The 16,007-nt window shown below is 71.0% G+C and carries 13 protein-coding genes; 2 read left to right on the top strand and 11 right to left on the bottom strand.

All coding sequences use genetic code 11. From position 1 onward, the window contains the following. Positions 1-239: 239 nt before the first annotated feature. The 10 genes from DEJ49_RS31100 to DEJ49_RS31055 all read right to left on the bottom strand — a co-directional run bounded on the left by DEJ49_RS31100 (position 240) and on the right by DEJ49_RS31055 (position 13,372). Entirely contained in the window at positions 240-1,679 is a 1,440-nt protein-coding gene (locus DEJ49_RS31100; RefSeq protein WP_150187187.1) for a ThuA domain-containing protein, read from the bottom strand. A gap of 13 nt (positions 1,680-1,692) precedes the next feature. Next, positions 1,693-4,155, bottom strand: a complete 2,463-nt coding sequence (locus DEJ49_RS31095; RefSeq protein WP_190329501.1) for a PQQ-dependent sugar dehydrogenase — start codon at positions 4,153-4,155, stop codon at positions 1,693-1,695. Between the two features lie 206 nt (positions 4,156-4,361). Next, the gene (locus DEJ49_RS31090) at positions 4,362-5,375 is read right to left on the bottom strand and encodes a sugar phosphate isomerase/epimerase family protein (protein ID WP_150187185.1); all 1,014 of its coding nucleotides are present in this window, start codon (positions 5,373-5,375) and stop codon (positions 4,362-4,364) included. A 12-nt stretch (positions 5,376-5,387) separates the two neighbouring features. Continuing rightward, positions 5,388-6,536 carry a Gfo/Idh/MocA family protein gene (locus DEJ49_RS31085; protein ID WP_411757258.1) on the bottom strand — a complete coding sequence of 383 codons (1,149 nt, stop codon included), beginning with the start codon at positions 6,534-6,536 and terminating at the stop codon, positions 5,388-5,390. Positions 6,537-6,677: 141 nt separating this feature from the next. After that, positions 6,678-7,718: a substrate-binding domain-containing protein gene (locus tag DEJ49_RS31080; RefSeq protein WP_150187183.1), complete on the bottom strand. Its 1,041-nt coding sequence runs from the start codon at positions 7,716-7,718 to the stop codon at positions 6,678-6,680. Between the two features lie 38 nt (positions 7,719-7,756). Further along, on the bottom strand, positions 7,757-8,776 hold the full coding sequence (locus DEJ49_RS31075; protein ID WP_150187182.1) for an ABC transporter permease: 1,020 nt from the start codon (positions 8,774-8,776) through the stop codon (positions 7,757-7,759). Continuing rightward, complete coding sequence (locus DEJ49_RS31070) at positions 8,773-10,290, bottom strand: sugar ABC transporter ATP-binding protein (protein WP_150187181.1); 1,518 nt, start codon at positions 10,288-10,290, stop codon at positions 8,773-8,775. The genes DEJ49_RS31075 and DEJ49_RS31070 overlap by 4 nt, the downstream gene beginning before the upstream one ends. A 128-nt stretch (positions 10,291-10,418) precedes the next feature. Then, a complete protein-coding gene (locus DEJ49_RS31065) occupies positions 10,419-11,600 on the bottom strand; it encodes an ROK family transcriptional regulator (protein ID WP_150187180.1) in 1,182 nt (393 codons plus the stop codon). Positions 11,601-11,739: 139 nt separating this feature from the next. Beyond that, positions 11,740-12,327 carry a GNAT family N-acetyltransferase gene (locus DEJ49_RS31060; RefSeq protein WP_150188589.1) on the bottom strand — a complete coding sequence of 196 codons (588 nt, stop codon included), beginning with the start codon at positions 12,325-12,327 and terminating at the stop codon, positions 11,740-11,742. 97 nt (positions 12,328-12,424) lie between these two features. Continuing rightward, positions 12,425-13,372: a beta-ketoacyl-ACP synthase III gene (locus DEJ49_RS31055; RefSeq protein ID WP_150187179.1), complete on the bottom strand. Its 948-nt coding sequence runs from the start codon at positions 13,370-13,372 to the stop codon at positions 12,425-12,427. Positions 13,373-13,638: 266 nt separating this feature from the next. Here DEJ49_RS31055 and fdhD point away from each other — a divergent pair, with 266 nt between their 5' ends. Next, on the top strand, positions 13,639-14,487 hold the full coding sequence (fdhD, locus tag DEJ49_RS31050; protein WP_150187178.1) for a formate dehydrogenase accessory sulfurtransferase FdhD: 849 nt from the start codon (positions 13,639-13,641) through the stop codon (positions 14,485-14,487). Here the strand turns inward: fdhD and DEJ49_RS31045 are convergent. Continuing rightward, a complete protein-coding gene (locus tag DEJ49_RS31045) occupies positions 14,474-14,911 on the bottom strand; it encodes a MarR family winged helix-turn-helix transcriptional regulator (RefSeq protein WP_150187177.1) in 438 nt (145 codons plus the stop codon). The two genes, fdhD and DEJ49_RS31045, sit on opposite strands and share 14 nt — an antisense overlap. Positions 14,912-15,023: 112 nt before the next feature. Here DEJ49_RS31045 and DEJ49_RS31040 point away from each other — a divergent pair, with 112 nt between their 5' ends. Beyond that, on the top strand, positions 15,024-15,947 hold the full coding sequence (locus tag DEJ49_RS31040) for a zinc-binding alcohol dehydrogenase family protein (protein WP_150187176.1): 924 nt from the start codon (positions 15,024-15,026) through the stop codon (positions 15,945-15,947). Positions 15,948-16,007: the final 60 nt, after the last annotated feature.

Genomic DNA, 16,007 nt, shown 5'->3' with positions numbered 1-16,007 from the left:
ACTCAAGAGCTCGGGACGCGACGCGGGAGCTCGCGGAACGTGAGTGCGGTGCAAGACGGCGGGCGGAGGTCCGGCGTCCTCCGCCCGCCGCCGTCTAGCGACCCGCGTCCGAACCGGTCGTCGGGGCGGGTGGGTCGGAGTGGTGTGCCGACTCATGTGCCAACGCCTGTGCCGACGCGCGTGTCGGCGCATGTGCCGTTGCGCGCGCCGTTACTTGTGTCGTCACGTGTGTCGTCACCTCACTCATCCGTCACAGCCTTCCCCGGGCGGGCCTCTCCCAGGCCCGCATCCTGTCCTGAAGGGACCTGCCCCGGGTCCGCCCTGCCCGGGCGGCCCTTGGCGGCCAGGTCCTTGAGGCGGATGTTCCGGAAGGTGACCTCGTCGGCGTCGCCGTGGTTCTGGATGCCGATGTGGCCTTGGCGCAGGCTGCGGGCGGGGTCGGCGTTGGTGAAGTCGTTGATCTTGACCCCGTTGAGGTAGACGCGAAGGCGTTCGCCTTCGACGCGGATCTCGTACGTGTTCCACTCCCCCGGCGGGTTCAGCGCGCGGTCGCGCTTCTTCAGGTCGGCGGAGCGGAAGCCGTAGACGGAGCCCGTCGTCTTCTCGGGGACGTCCGTGGCGTCGATCTGGATCTCGTAGCCGTTGTTCACGGCCGACCAGGGGTCGTCGGAGGGCGGGAAGCCCACGAAGATCCCCGAGTTGTCGTCGCCCCGCATCCGCCAGTCGAGCTTGAGGGAGTAGGAGCCGAGTTCGCGCCGGTCGTACCAGAGCATGCCCATGCCGCCGACGGTCTTGAGCGTGCCGTCGCCCTCGTCGAGCCGCAGGGAGCCGGGGCCCGCCTGCTTCCAGCCCTCCAGCGAGGAGGCGGTGCCGTCGAAGATCGGGGTGTAGCCCTTCTCCGGTCGGCAGTCGGCCTGGGCCGCGCCGACGGCCCACCGGATGCCGCCCAACAGGTGCTGCCGGAAGGCGGGTTCGGCCCAGGACTCCTTGGTGTGGCCGCCGCCGGTGTAGAAGGAGCGGCCGTCCTCGTAGTTCTGGCACCAGGCGATGGGGTGGTCGCCGGACATCGTGCCGCCCGTGTACGACGACTCGTCGAGGGAGGCGAGCACGCGGGCCCGGTCGCGGGGGTTGGCGCGGTAGTTGTACCACTCGTCGGTGCGGTCCCAGCTGCCCGTGCCGAGGTGGGCGGTGGCCGGGTGCGCGTGGTCCTCGGCGTGGACCTTCGCGGGCTGGATCGCGGGGTGCGACTGGAAGTAGGCGCCCGCGAGCCCGCCGTAGAAGGGCCAGTCGTACTCGGTGTCGGCCGCGGCGTGCACGCCGACGTAGGCGCCGCCGCCGCGGATGTACCGCTCGAACGCCGTCTGCTGGGCGGCGTTCAGGACGTCACCGGTCGTCGAGAGCCACACCACGGCGTCGTACCGGGCCAGGTTCTTGGCCGTGAAGGCTCCCGCGTCCTCGGTCGCGTCGACGGTGAAGCCGTTCGCGGCGCCGAGTTCCTTGACGGCGGCGATGCCGGTGGGGATGGAGTCGTGGCGGAAGCCGGAGGTCTTGGAGAAGACGAGGACCTTCTCCCCCGCCTTCTTCGGCGGTTCGGGCTTGGAGGCCGCGGGGCCCGACACACAGCCGATGAGCAGGGCGGCCGCGGCGGTCGCGGTGGCAAGCCGGATGGATGCGCGCATGTCCTGACCCTTCTCAGCTCGTCGTGAAGGTGAAGTCGTCCACGTCGTAGAGCGCTCCGGAGCCGTTGCCCTCGAAGACCAGGAAGAGCTTCGTGGTCTTCGTGGGCGGCTTGCTGATCGCTGTGCTGACGTCGGCGTACGTCTCCCAGCCACCGGTCGGCGCGACCTTCGCGGTGCCGAGGAGCCTGCCGCCGGCGGATCCGCTGCGTACCTCCAGCGTGCCCCCGGATCCGGCCGACGCGACGCGTGCGGTCAGCTTGGTTGCGTTGCCGAGGATGTACGGCTCGAAGGAGACCCAGTCGCCGTTGTGGATGTCGCCGACGGTCTTGCCGCCGTGCGCCGGGGTGTGGTTGACGACGGAGACACCCTTGGAGTCGTTGAAGTGCTCGCCCTGGCGGTGCTTGGGCTGGACGACGTTCTGGTCGTGGGTGGTCAGCGCGGGCTGGCCGTTCGCGCCCTTGTCGGTGTACTCGGCGTCGAACACCCCGAAGATGTTCGCGTTCGGGTCGTGCTCGCCGTCGGCGGAGGTCTGGATGGTGCCCTCGCAGCCGTTGGCCGAGGTGACGGGGTGACCGTGGCTGTCGTGGCCGAGAATGTGCGTGACCTTGACCTTGGCGCAGTCGATCGGGCCGTCCTCCGGGTCGGTCACCTTCACCTTGAAGGGCACCTTGTCGCCGAAGGTGAAGAGCTGGCCGTCACCGGGGAGCTCCAGGGTCACCTTGGGCGCGGTGTTGCCGACGGTGATGTGCGCGCTGGCCGAGCCGGTGCGTCCGGTGGAGTCCTTCACGGTCACGGTGGCGGTGTAGACGCCGTTCTTCTTGTACGTGTACGTGGGGTTCTGCTGTGTCGACTTGCCGCCGTCGCCGAAGTCCCAGGCGTAGGTGAGCGTCCCGCCGTCGGCGTCCGTGGCCTTGGCGGTGAACTTGGTGCGCAGCGGCGCCTGTCCGCTGGTCTTGGACGCGGTGGCCTCGGCGACCGGGGAGTGTCCGTCGGTGGCGTTCTCGATGCGGTAGAGGCCCGAGTTCTCGTCGCCGCCGAACCAGGCTGTGCCGTAGTCGAGGACGTAGAGGGCGCCGTCGGGGCCGAACTCCATGTCCATGACCTGGGTGCCGGTCCACGGGAACGGGTTGATCTTCGAGACCGTGCCGTCCGTGCCCTGCTCGATGCGCTTGATCCAGCGGCGGCCGAACTCACCGGCGAAGAAGTCGCCGTCGTACGCCTCGGGGAACTTCACCGGGGAGGTGTTGGCCGCGTCGTAGCGGTAGACGGGGCCGCCCATCGGGGACTCGGAGCCGCTGCCGAACTCGGGCACGGAGCCGCCGTCGTACGGGATCCACGCTTCCTGCGCGGGCGGCAGCTCGGTCAGGCCGGTGTTGTGCGGCGAGTCGTTCTTCGGGGCCTTGCAGTCGAAGGCGGCGCCGGAGGTGCCGGTCGCGAAGTCGTAGTCGACGTACGCGTCGTTCTTGCCGGTGCAGAAGGGCCAGCCGAAGTTGCCGGGCTTGGTGACCCGGGCGAACTCGACCTGTCCGGCTGGGCCGCGCTTGGGGTCGGCCGCGCCGGCGTCGGGCCCGTAGTCACCGACGTAGACGATGCCGGTCGGCTTGTCGACGCTCATGCGGAAGGGGTTGCGGAAGCCCATCGCGTAGATCTCGGGGCGCGTCTTCTCGGTGCCCTTGGCGAAGAGGTTGCCGTCCGGGACCGTGTACGAGCCGTCGTCGGCGACCTTGACGCGGAGGATCTTGCCGCGCAGGTCATTGGTGTTGCCCGCGCTGCGCCGCGCGTCGAAGGCGGGGTTGCGGTTCGCGCGCTCGTCGATGGGCGTGAAGCCGTCCGAGGCGAAGGGGTTCGAGTCGTCGCCGGTCGACAGGTAGAGGTTGCCGTCCTTGTCGAAGTCGATGTCGCCGCCGACGTGGCAGCAGATGCCGCGGCTCGCGGGGACGTCGAGGACCTTCTTCTCGCTGGCGTTGTCGAGGGTGCCGTCGGCCTTCAGGACGAAGCGGGAGAGGCGGTTCACGCCGTCGAACTTCTTGAAGTCCTCGGCGGTGCCGTTCTCCGGGGCGTCGCCCGCGGGGGTGTCGAGCGGCGGCGCGTAGTAGAGGTAGATGGCCCGGTTGTCCTTGAACTTCGGGTCGATGCCGACGCCCTGGAGGCCCTCTTCGTCGTGCGTGTAGACCGGTATCTTTCCGGCGATCTTGGTGTTGCCCGCCGCGTCCGTGAGGCGGAGCGTGCCGTCGCGTGAGGTGTGCAGGACCGAGCGGTCGGGGAGCACGGCCAGCGTCATCGGCTCGCCCGTCTCCGGCGCGCCCTTGGCGAGGGTGACCTGCTGGAAGTCCTCGGCGACGGGGGCGGCCTGCGCGGGCGGGTCGGCGGGGACGGCACCGGCGTTCGGCACGGCGAGGGTCAGGGAGGCGCCGGTGAGTACGGTGCCGGTGAGCAGGGCGAGGGTGGTGCGGAGTCTCGGGCGTTTCCTGTGCACGGGGTTCCTCCGGATGGGGGGACGGTCGTACGGGGTGTGTGCGCCGTGCGCCGGGGTGCGCCGTCACCCCGGACGAATCATGTCCTGAACACCTCAAGGACGGTAGCCACGTTTGTCCCGGGCGGAAAGCCCTTGTGCGCGACGGAAGTTGAACTTTTTCCTGTCAATGGACAAACATGGCGCGGGACCAGCTGGATCCGCTCTGGTCAGTCGGTACGGTCGGCGCCGCCGAACGCCGCGTCGAAGGACGCGCTCGGCGCCTCGAAGTCGAACGCCTTCAGACGCGTCAGCGCCTCCGGCGCGCCCTGCAGCCGGTCCATGCCCGCGTCCTCCCACTCGACGGAGACGGGCCCGTCGTACGCGATGGAGCGCAGCATGCGGAAGACGTCCTCCCAGGGAACGTCTCCGTGGCCCGCCGACACGAAGTCCCAGCCGCGCCGCGGGTCGCCCCACGGGAGGTGCGAGCCGAGGCGGCCGTTGCGGCCGTCCAGGCGGCGCCGGGCCTCCTTGCAGTCGACGTGGTAGATGCGGTCGCGGAAGTCGTAGAGGAACCCGACCGGGTCGAGGTCCTGCCACACGAAATGCGACGGGTCGAAGTTCAGCCCGAAAGCGGGGCGGTGACCGACGGCCTCCAGGGCCTTGTGCGTGGTCCAGTAGTCGTACGCGATCTCGGAGGGGTGCACCTCGTGGGCGAACCGCACGCCCTCCGCGTCGAAGACGTCGAGGATCGGGTTCCAGCGCTCGGCGAAGTCCTCGTAGCCGCGCTCGATCATCGACTCGGGGGCCGGCGGGAACATCGCGACCAGGTGCCAGATCGAGGAGCCCGTGAAGCCGACGACCGTGTCCACGCCGAAGGCGGCGGCCGCCCGCGCGGTGTCCTTGATCTCGGCGGCCGCCCGCTGCCGCACCCCCTCCGCCTCGCCGTCGCCCCAGATGCGGGCGGGCAGGATCGCCCGGTGCCGCTCGTCGATGATCGCGTCGCAGACGGCCTGGCCGACGAGGTGGTTGGAGATCGCCCAGCACTTGAGCCCGTACTTGTCGAGCAGCGCGTGCCGCCCGTCCAGGTACGTCGGGTCGGCGAGCGCCTTGTCGACCTCGAAGTGGTCGCCCCAGCAGGCGAGTTCGAGGCCGTCGTAGCCGAAGTCGCGGGCGAGGGAGCAGACCTCTTCGAGCGGAAGGTCGGCCCACTGGCCGGTGAAGAGCGTGAACCTACGGGGCATGCCAGGGCCTCCTCAGGCGGGGATCAGCGTGTACACGGAGTTCTTCGCCGCGCTCTCCTCCACCGCGGCGAGCACCCGCTGCACGGACAGGCCGTCGGCGAAGGACGGTTCGGGCCGCGCCCCGGTCGCGATGGCGTGCAGCAGGTCGCGGGCCTGGTGCACGAAGGTGTGCTCATAGCCGAGGCCGTGGCCCGGCGGCCACCAGGCGTCCACGTACGGGTGGTCGGGTTCGGTCACCAGGATGCGGCGGAACCCGGACGACGCGGCGGGCTCGGTGTGGTCGTGGAAGGACAGCTCGTTCAGGCGCTCCAGGTCGAAGGCCAACGAGCCATCGGTGCCGTTCAGTTCGAGCCGCAGCGCGTTCTTGCGGCCCGCGGCGAAGCGGGTCGCCTCGAAGGAGGCGAGGGCGCCGGACGGGAACCGGGCCGTGAAGACGGCGGCGTCGTCGACGGTGACCGTTCCGAGCCGGCCGCCGCCCTCCGCGGTGAGCCCGCTGGACGCGCCCTCAAGCAGCGGCCGTTCGCGTACGAACGTCTCGGTGAGCGCGGACACCCCGGCCACCGGCTCCCCCACCAGGTACTGCGCGAGGTCGACGATGTGCGCCCCCAGGTCACCCAGCGCCCCGGAGCCCGCCCGGTCCTTGCGCAGCCGCCACGTGAGCGGGAACGACGCGTCGACCAGCCAGTCCTGAAGGTACGTCAGACGTACGTGGCGCAGCGCCCCGAGCCGCCCCTCGGCGACCATCCGACGGGCGAGCGCGAGGGCGGGCACCCGGCGGTAGTTGAAGCCGACCATGGCCACCTGGCCGCGGGCGCGGGCCCGTTCGGCGGCCTCGGCCATCGCCTCGGCCTCCTCGACGGTGTTGGCGAGGGGCTTCTCGCACAGCACGTGCTTGCCCGCCTCCAGGGCGGCGAGGGCGATCTCCGCATGGCTGTCGCCGGGTGTGCAGATGTCGACGAGGTCGACGTCGTCCCGGGCGATCAGGGCGCGCCAGTCGGTCTCGGCGGCGGCCCAGCCGAGCCGGTCGGCGGCGGCGCGCACGGCGCCGCCGTCACGGCCACAGACGGCCGAGAGCACCGGTCGTACCGGCAGGTCGAAGACCCGTCCCACGGTGCGCCAGCCCTGCGAGTGGGCGGCGCCCATGAAGGCGTAGCCGACCATGCCCACGCCCAGGGGGCGCTTCCCGGTGGGCACGGAGTCGGCACCGGACCCGGCCCCGGTCTCCGCGCCGGCCTCGGTTTCCGTCTCACGCATGCGGTAATCCTCCTCGTCGACGCTCGGTGGGGGGTGCGGGCGTGCGCATCACTTGAAACCGGTGGACATGTACTGGCCGACGTTCTCCTTGTCGACCACGGCCGAGTAGCAGGTGACGAAGGAGGGGATCTCGAACTCCGCCATGCCGTTGATGCCCTTGCCCTGGCCGAGGGCGCGCGCGAGGTCGATCGCGGACGCGGCCATGGTCGGCGGGTAGAGGACGGTGGCCTTCAGGACGCTGTTGTCCGCCTCGATGGCCTGCATGGCGGAGAGCGCGCCCGCGCCGCCGACCATCAGGAAGTCGTCGCGGCCCGCCTGCTTGATGGCGCGCAGGGCGCCCACGCCCTGGTCGTCGTCGTGGTTCCACAGGGCGTCGAAGTTCTTCTGCGCCTGGAGGAGTTGCGACATCTTCGACTGCCCGGACTCGACGGTGAAGTCGGCTGCCTGCCGGGCGACCTTCTTGATGTTCGGGTAGTTCTTCAGGGCGTCGTCGAAGCCCTTGGAGCGCTGCTTGGTGAGCTCCAGGTTGTCGAGTCCCGCCAGCTCCACGACGCGGGCGTTCTTCTTGTCCTTGAGCTTCTCGCCGATGTAGTGCCCGGCGCTCAGGCCCATGCCGTAGTTGTCGCCGCCGATCCAGCAGCGGTAGGCCTGCGGGGACGCGAAGACGCGGTCGAGGTTGACGACGGGGATGCCCGCCCTCATCGCCTTCAGGCCGACCTGGGTGAGCGCCTTGCCGTCGGCGGGAAGGACGACGAGGACGTCGACCTTCTTGTTGATCAGCGTCTCGACCTGGCCGATCTGCGCGGCGGTGTCGTTGGAGCCCTCGGTGGCCTCCAGCGTGACGTCCGCGTACTTCTCGGCGCGCTTCTTGGCGTTGTCGTTGATCGCGTTGAGCCAGCCGTGGTCGGCCTGGGGGCCCGCGAAGCCGATGGTGACCTTCTTGCCCGGCCTGTCGTCGGCGACCTGCTGCGATTTGTCGTCGGAGTCGTCGTCCTTGGACTCGTTGCTGGTGCAGCCCGTGATGAGGGCTCCGGTGGACAGCGCGGCGGCTCCGAAGAGGAGTCCTCTGCGGCTCGTGTGGGATGGCATGGGTGAGCCTCTCGGGTCAGGTGAGGGTCAGGTGCGGGTCAGGTGGTGGTGGCCGAGCGTCGCTGGACGAGCACCGCGGCGACGATGATCGCGCCCTTGGCGATCTGCTGGGTCGCGGTCTCCAGGTTGTTGAGGGCGAAGATGTTCTGGATCGTGGTGAAGATCAGCACGCCGAGCACGGAGCCGGTGATGGTGCCACGGCCGCCGCTGAGCAGGGTGCCGCCGATGATCACCGCCGCGATCGCGTCGAGTTCGTACAGGTTGCCGTTGGTGTTCTGGCCCGAACCGGAGAGGATGATCAGAAGGAAGGCCGCGATGCCGCAGCAGAGCCCGGAGAGCAGGTACAGGTAGAGGCGCTGCCTGCGGACGTCGATGCCGGCCAGGCGGGCCGCTTCCGCGTTGCCGCCGACGGCGACCGAGCGACGTCCGAAGGTGGTGCGGTTCAGGATCAGCCAGCCGGCGACGGTGACGGCGGCGAAGACGAGGACCAGCGGCGGGATGCCGAGGATGTACGAGTCGCGCTCGCCGAGCTTCAGGACCCCGTCGACGGTGACCATCTGCGTCTTGCCGTCGGTGATCTGCAGGGCGAGGCCGCGGCCCGCCGCCAGCATGGCGAGGGTGGCGATGAACGGCACGATCGCGCCGTACGCGATGAGCAGGCCGTTCACCAGGCCGCACCCCATGCCGACGATGACCGCGGTGAAGAGGATGCCGGCGAAGCCGTACTCCTGGGTGGCGACCGTCGTCGCCCACACGGAGGCGAGCGCGACGATCGCGCCGACCGACAGGTCGATGCCGCCGGAGATGATCACGAAGGTCATGCCGACGGTGACCACACCGATGACGGAGGCCTGGGTGAGGATCAGCTGGACGTTGTCGGAGTCGAGGAACGAGTCGGGCTGGGTGATGCCGCCGATCACGATCAGTGCGGCGAGCACGCCGAGCAGGGAGAGCGTCCGCACGTCGGCGCGGGCGAAGGCGGTGCGCCACGGGCTGCCGCCGTCTGCGGGGGTGCTCTTGTGGGTGGCGGCCTCGGCCGCCGGGGCTGGCTGGGTCATGCCGCCGGGCTCCCTTCGAGGACGAGGTCGAGTACGCGGTGTTCATCGAGTTCACGTGCGGGCGCGGCGTGGACGACGCGGCCTTCGCGGAGCACCAGGACGCGGTCGGCGAGGCCGAGCACCTCGGGTACTTCGCTGGAGACGAGGAGTACGGCGAGGCCTTCGTCGGCGAGGCGGCGGATGACCGCGTACAGCTCCGCGCGGGCGCCGACGTCGACGCCGCGGGTCGGCTCGTCGAGCAGCAGCACGCGGCAGCCGCGCAGCAGCCAGCGGGCCAGGACGGCCTTCTGCTGGTTGCCGCCGGAGAGGGTGCGAACGGGCACGGAGGGTTCGTCGGGCCGCAGGGAGAGCTCGCGGGTCGCCGCGCGGGTGGCCTCGCGTTCGGCGCCCCGGTCGAGCCAGCCGCCGCGTGAGAAACGGGACATGGAGGAGACGGATACGTTACGGGTGACGGACTCCAGCATGAGGAGGGCCTGCGCCTTGCGTTCCTCAGGGGCGAGTCCGAGCCCGGCACGGACGGCGGCGCGGACGCTGCCGGGTCGCAACGCCTTGCCGTTCACCGCCACGTGGCCGGCGCCGGGCTTGCGGGCGCCGTAGATCGTCTCGAGTATCTCGGAGCGTCCGGAGCCGACGAGTCCGGCGAGGCCCACGATCTCGCCGGGCCGCAGATCGAGGTCGAAGGGTTCGAACTCGTCGTGCCGGGCGAGGCCGCGTACCGTCAACACCGGTTCCCCGACGGGCGGTTCGATGGGTCGGTCCGGGAAGACGTACTCGACGTTGCGGCCGGTCATCAGCGCCACGACGTCCTTGGTGGGGGTGGAATCGGCGGGCAGTCCGCCCGCGACGGCCCGCCCGTCCTTGAGGACGGTGACGCGGTCGCCGATGCGGCGGATCTCCTCGAGCCGGTGGGAGATGTAGACGACGGCGACGCCGTCCGCCGTGAGGTCGCCGACGATGCGGAACAGGTTGTCGACCTCGTCGGGGTCGAGGGCCGCGGACGGCTCGTCCATGACGATGAGGCGCACCTCGTGGGAGAGCGCGCGGGCCATCGACACGATCTGCTGCTGGGCGGCGGAGAGGTCACCGACGAGCCGCCCCGGATCGATCTCACTGTGCCCAAGTCGCTTCAGCAACGCGGCCGTCGATGCTCTGGCCTCCCGGCCGCGGACCACGAAACCGGCGGCGGTCGGCTCGTGTCCGAGGTGGACGTTCTCGGCCACGGAAAGACCTTCCACCAGGTCGAGCTCCTGGTAGATGGTGGCGATGCCGAGCCGCATGGCGGCGATCGGGGAGCGGAGCGTGGTGCGCTCGCCCCGCCAGGTGATCTCGCCGCCGTCGGGCTGGTGGGCGCCGGCGAGGACCTTGATGAGGGTGGACTTCCCGGCGCCGTTCTGGCCGAGGAGGCAGTGCACTTCCCCGGCCTGCACCTGGAGGTCGACGCCGTCGAGGGCACGGACTCCGGGGAACGACTTGGTGATGCCGGACATGGTGAGCAGCGGTGGTTCTTGTGCCATGACGGTTCCCCTCGGCGGCGATCGCAGCAGGGCAGGGCGGATTCAGGGCAGGGCGGAGCGGGGCGCTGTTCCGGATGAGGTGAGGTGGCGCTACGTGCCGTACGTGCTGTACGTGCCGTACGTGGCTGTCAGGCCGGGGAGAACAGGTGGTCGCTGATGAGGCGGGCGCCGCCGATGACTCCGGCGGTGGGGCCCAACTCGCCGAGGACGATGGGAAGGTTGCCGGTCGCCAGGGGCAGCGACTGACGGTAGACCTGGGTGCGGATCGCGGCGAGCAGCGTGTGGCCGAGGCCGGTGACGCCGCCGCCGATCACCACGAGTCCGGGGTTGAAGAAGCTGACGAGGCCCGCGATGACCTGGCCGGTGCGGTTGCCGCCCTCGCGGATGAGGTCGAGTGCGGTGGCGTCACCCGCGGCGGCGGCCGCCGCGACGTCGACGGCGCTGAGCCGTCCCGCCTCGTCGAGCCGCGTGGCGAGCTCCGCCGAACGTCCCTCCCTGGCCGCCTCCTCGGCGTCGCGGGCGAGCGCCGCGCCGCTGAAATAGGCCTCCAGGCAGCCCTTGTTTCCGCAGGCGCAGGGGCGTCCGTCCGGTTCGGACTGGATGTGGCCGATGTCGCCGGCGCTGCCCGTCGTACCGCGGTAGACCTCACCGCCGACGACGATGCCGCAGCCGATGCCCGTGCCGATCTTGACGCAGAGGAAGTCGGCCACGGAGCGTGCGACGCCCGCGTGCTGCTCCCCCATCGCCATGAGGTTCACGTCGTTGTCGACCATGACGGGGCAGCCCAGGTCCTGGCTGAGGGCCTCCCTGACGGGGAAGCCGTCCCACCCCGGCATGATCGGCGGGGCGACCGGCACGCCCTCGGGGAAGCGGACGGGGCCGGGGACGCCGATACCGGCGCCGTCGAACCCTTCCGCGAGCCCGGAGGCCTTGAGCTTGGCCGCCATGGCGAGGACCTGTTCGAAGACCGCGACCGGGCCCTCGCGCACGTCCATGGGCTGGTTGATGTGGCCGAGGACCTCCAGCTCGGCGTTGGTCACGGCGACGTCGACCGAGGTCGCGCCGATGTCCACGCCGAGGAAGCGGAGGGCGGGGGCCAGGCGGATGTTGTGGGAGCGGCGGCCGCCGCGCGAGGCGGCGAGTCCGTCGGCGACCACGAGTCCGGTCTCCAGGAGCCGGTCGACCTCGACGGCGAGCTTGGACCGTGAGAGGTCGACCTGATCGCCCAGCTGGGCGCGGGAGTTGGGTCCTCCGTCACGCAACAGGCGCAGCAGCCGTGCCTGGTGCGTGTTGGCGGGTCGAGCCGTCATACGTCTCACGCGCCCCTCCCCGCCTCATCGGGCTTCCCGGTTCGAGCTTTCGAGGGGAACGTAGCAGTGCCTGCCGGGGCTGGGAAGAAGTTGAGCGCGAATTACCCATGACTTTCTCCAGTCACAGGACAAAGGGGGGCTACGCCGGCTTCCTGAGCATGCACCAGGTGCGCGGCCCGTTGTCCGGGAGCGGGACGTCCGCCGTGACGGCGAAGCCGAGCCGCTCGTAGAACGCCACGTTCTGCTCCGTGGAGGTCTCCAGGAAACAGGGGTACCCGGCGCGGTCGGCGGCTTCGAGACCAGGTCGGATCACCGCGCCGCCGAGTCCCTTGCCCTGTTCGTCGGGGTCGACCCCGACGGTGGCGAGGAACCAGGCGGGGAACTGCGGCCGGTGGGGCCGCAGCGCGTGGTCCGCCGCCTCGAACCAGGGCGCGCGGTCGCCCGCGAGCTCCTCGATCAGGGGGCCGATCGCGGCGAAGCCGGGCCCCGGGTCGCGGTCCGGCGTGGTCCATACGGCGACCGCGCGGCCCGCGCCCGCGACCCAGACCCGTCCGTAGACCATCCCGATGCGCGTCAGGAAGAGCTCCTGGAACCTGCGCACCCGCCGGTGGTGGCCGTCGGCGGCGACGACGTGCCGGGTGAAGGGATAGTCGGCGAAGGCTCTGGCGAGGGTGTTCACCGCCACCGGAACGTCCTCGTCGATCACGGGACGTATGCGGTGGGGCATGCGGTGGGGCGTACTCACGTCGGTTCTCCCGGTCGTCGCGTCGCACGGTTACGGCCTACGAAGGACCGTACGAGACGGACGGGTCACGACTCCGGGTTCACGGGCAGCGCACGACCTGTCCCGCGTACGAGAGGTTGCCGCCGAAGCCGAAGAGCAGGACCGGGTCTCCGGAGCGGAGCTCCCCTCGCTCGACGAGCTTGGACAGGGCCATCGGGATGCTGCCCGCCGACGTGTTGCCGGAGTCGACGACGTCGCGTGCGACGACGGCGTTGACCGCGCCGATGCGCTCGGCGAGCGGCTCGATGATGCGGAGGTTGGCCTGGTGCAGGACGACTCCGGCGAGGTCGGCGGGGGTGAGCCCGGCGCGCTCGCAGGCCGCGCGGGCGAGCGGGGGCAGCTGGGTCGTCGCCCAGCGGTAGACGCTCTGGCCCTCCTGCGCGAAGCGGGGCGGCGTGCCCTCGATGCGCACGGCGTTGCCCATCTCGGGCACCGAGCCCCAGAGCACCGGGCCGACGCCGGGCTCCTCGCCGGGACCGCACGCCTCCAGGACGACGGCGCCCGCGCCGTCGCCGGTCAGGACGCAGGTGGTGCGGTCCGTCCAGTCGGTGACCTCGGACATCTTGTCGGCGCCGATGACCAGGGCGCGGGTCGCGGCGCCGGCCCGCAGGGTGTGGTCGGCGGTGGCGAGGGCGTGGGTGAAGCCCGCGCAGACGACGTTGAGGTCGAGGGCGGCCGGGCCGGGGACGCCGAGCCGCGCGGCGACCCGCGCGGCCATGTTCGGCGAGCGGTCGATGGCCGTGGACGTGGCGACCAGGACGAGGTCGATCGCCTCGGGGGTGAGGCCCGCGGCGGCGAGGGCCTTGCCGCCCGCGTGGGCGGCCAGCTCGTCGACCGGCTCCTCCGGGCCCGCGATGTGCCGGGTGCGGATGCCCACCCGGGACCGGATCCACTCGTCGCTTGTGTCGACCTTGGCCGCCAGGTCCTCGTTGGTGAGGATCTTGGCGGGCTGGTAGTGGCCGACGGCGGCGATGCGCGAGCCGTGCATGTACGGGTCCCCCTTGGGCCGAAGATACGGGACCCTCCAGTCTGGTCAGCGACTGATGAGTAACGGTGCACGTGATGTGACAGGAAAGGGCGGCAGGGTTTGGACGTTTCTCATCATCTGGTCACCCTCTGAAGAGCGGTGTGACCTTGTGTGCGAGTCCTGGGCCGCCATCGGGCTCCGCGCGTGCAGGACAATGAGGTCTGCACCGAGGGCGGCTTCGGGCGCCAGCACGTACCGACACGTACAGAACCGGGACTGATCAAGACATGGGACGAGTCACGGAGCGACGCAAGGTGATCCGGGTCAGGGACGGGCACGTCTCGGAGCGGCCGGACACCCTCGTCGCCGAGGAACCGCTGGAGATCCGGCTGAACGGCAGGCCGCTCGCCATCACCATGCGCACGCCCGGCGACGACTTCGCGCTGGCGGCCGGTTTCCTGGTGAGCGAGGGTGTGCTCGGCGCGGCGGACGAGCTGCAGTCGATCGTGTACTGCGCGGGCGCGACGGCCGACGGCTCCAACACGTACAACGTCGTCGACGTGAAGACCGCCCCCGGTGTCGTGCTTCCCGACATCACCCTCGAACGCAACGTCTACACCACGTCGTCCTGCGGTCTGTGCGGCAAGGCGAGTCTGGACGCCGTCCGCACGACCGCCCGCTTCCCGATCGCCGACACCCCGCCGGTCCGGATCGGGACCGAACTCCTCGCGAGCCTCCCCGACCGGCTCCGCACCGCGCAGCGGGTCTTCGACAGGACCGGCGGCCTGCACGGGGCGGCGCTCTTCTCCGAGGAGGGCGAACTGCTCGACATACGCGAGGACGTCGGGCGGCACAACGCCGTGGACAAGCTGATCGGACGCGCCCTGCAGAACGGGGACCTGCCGCTGTCCCGCGCGATCCTGCTCGTCTCGGGCCGCGCCTCCTTCGAGCTCGCCCAGAAGGCGGTAATGGCGGGCATCCCGGTGCTCGCGGCGGTCTCCGCGCCGTCCTCGCTCGCCGTCGACCTGGCCGCCGAGACGGGCCTCACGCTGATCGGCTTCCTGCGGGGTCCCTCCATGAACGTGTACGCGGGCGAGCACCGCGTCGCCCTGGGGGCCTCGGCTACGCAGGGCTGATCCGGGCCAGCATCTCCAGGAACCGCTCCCTCTCCTCGGGCGAGAGGGACGCGAGGAGTTCGGCGTTGGCCTGTTCGGCCACTTCCGCGCAGCGGGCGACCGTGCGCCGGCCGCGTGCCGTGATGGTGATGGCGTTCTTGCGCCGGTCCCTGGGGTCGGGGGCACGTTCGACGAGGCCTTCGGCCTGGAGGTCGTTGATGACGCCGACCACGTCCTTCGGGTCGAGCGAGACGCCGCGGCCCAGCTCCGCCTGGGCGACGGGGCCCAGATCCGCGACGGCGGAGAGCACCACGTGATGCCACATCTTGAGCCCCTCGCGGGCCAGCGCGTCGGCGACCAGGGCGCGCCCGCGGGCCGCCGCGCGGCCGAGCAGCCAGCTGGGCAGGGTGCGGATGGTGCTCGGGGCGGAGGGTGTCGTGGCCATGGAGGAAGCGTACCCAAGAATCATTGGACTCCCCAACGGTATCTGCTCTACGGTGAGGCCTCAGGCAATCGTTGGAGGTCCCAACGATTCAGGGTTGGTGGAGGTGGTGCGGATGCGTCGTGTCCGGTACGAGCGCAGTGGCGGTCCCGAGGTGCTGTTCCTGGAGGAGGTGCCGGTCCCCGAGCCCGGACCCGGTGAACTCCTCGTGCGGGTCGAGGCGGTCGGCGTGACCCTGCCCGTCGTGCGCAAGGTGCGCGAGCCGCGTGATCCCATCGCGCTCGGCGGGGAGGTCGCCGGTGCGGTGGTCGCGCTCGGCGAGGGCGTCACCGGGTACGCGCCGGGTGACCGCGTGACCGGCCTGGTCTTCGGGCACGGGTACGGCGACTACGCCCTGGTCGACACCGCTATGGCCTCGCTCGTCCCGGACGGGGCGAGCCCCGTCGACGCGGTCGCGCTGGTCCGCTCCGGGCTCGTCGCGTACGGGGCGCTCGAAGCCGCCCGGCCCGCGCCCGGCGAGTCCGCGCTCGTCACGGCGGCGGCGAGCGGCGTGGGGCATCTCGCCGTGCAGCTGGCCCGGTTGAAAGGGGCGTCACGCGTGGTGGCCGCCGTCTCCGATCCCGGCAAGGCGGACTTCGTGCGCGGGCTCGGCGCCGATGACGTCGTGACGTACGACCAGGAGACGTGGGGCGAGCCGGTCGACTACGTCCTGGACGCGGTCGGCGGCGACCTCCTGGCGCCCGCCGTCAGGGCTCTCGCCCCGCACGGCCGGCTGGTGGCGTACAGCTCGGGCGGTGGCACGGTGGCCGCGTACGACCTGCTCGTCGGCGCCAAGTCCGTCATCGGCTTCCAGATGGGGCTGATCGCGCGCGGGCGGCCGGAGCTGTACGAGGCGTGGCGGCGGGAGCTGTGGGAGCTGCACGCGGCGGGCCGCCTGCGCGTGGCGGTGCACGACACGTTCCCGCTGGAGGACGCGGCGAAGGCGCACGCGGTGATCGAGGGGCGCGGCAACCGGGGCAAGGTCGTCCTCGTCCCGTGACGCCGCGATCCCGTGCGGCCGCAATCCCGTGAGGCCGTACTCCTTGTGGGGTGTGGGTGA

Source organism: Streptomyces venezuelae (assembly GCF_008642335.1).
GTDB lineage: Bacteria > Actinomycetota > Actinomycetes > Streptomycetales > Streptomycetaceae > Streptomyces > Streptomyces venezuelae_F.
The sequence above is the reverse complement of the archived record's forward strand: the minus strand, read 5'-3'. Positions and strand labels throughout refer to the sequence as shown.

Coding starts and splice junctions, on each gene's coding strand:
- DEJ49_RS31100 (WP_150187187.1), bottom strand. CDS start 1,679: ATGCGCGCATCCATCCGGCTTGCCACCGCGACCGCCGCGGCCGCCCTG.
- DEJ49_RS31090 (WP_150187185.1), bottom strand. CDS start 5,375: ATGCCCCGTAGGTTCACGCTCTTCACCGGCCAGTGGGCCGACCTTCCG.
- DEJ49_RS31085 (WP_411757258.1), bottom strand. CDS start 6,536: ATGGTCGGCTACGCCTTCATGGGCGCCGCCCACTCGCAGGGCTGGCGC.
- DEJ49_RS31080 (WP_150187183.1), bottom strand. CDS start 7,718: ATGCCATCCCACACGAGCCGCAGAGGACTCCTCTTCGGAGCCGCCGCG.
- DEJ49_RS31075 (WP_150187182.1), bottom strand. CDS start 8,776: ATGACCCAGCCAGCCCCGGCGGCCGAGGCCGCCACCCACAAGAGCACC.
- DEJ49_RS31070 (WP_150187181.1), bottom strand. CDS start 10,290: ATGGCACAAGAACCACCGCTGCTCACCATGTCCGGCATCACCAAGTCG.
- DEJ49_RS31065 (WP_150187180.1), bottom strand. CDS start 11,600: ATGACGGCTCGACCCGCCAACACGCACCAGGCACGGCTGCTGCGCCTG.
- DEJ49_RS31060 (WP_150188589.1), bottom strand. CDS start 12,327: ATGCCCCACCGCATACGTCCCGTGATCGACGAGGACGTTCCGGTGGCG.
- DEJ49_RS31055 (WP_150187179.1), bottom strand. CDS start 13,372: ATGCACGGCTCGCGCATCGCCGCCGTCGGCCACTACCAGCCCGCCAAG.
- fdhD (WP_150187178.1), top strand. CDS start 13,639: ATGGGACGAGTCACGGAGCGACGCAAGGTGATCCGGGTCAGGGACGGG.
- DEJ49_RS31045 (WP_150187177.1), bottom strand. CDS start 14,911: ATGGCCACGACACCCTCCGCCCCGAGCACCATCCGCACCCTGCCCAGC.
- DEJ49_RS31040 (WP_150187176.1), top strand. CDS start 15,024: ATGCGTCGTGTCCGGTACGAGCGCAGTGGCGGTCCCGAGGTGCTGTTC.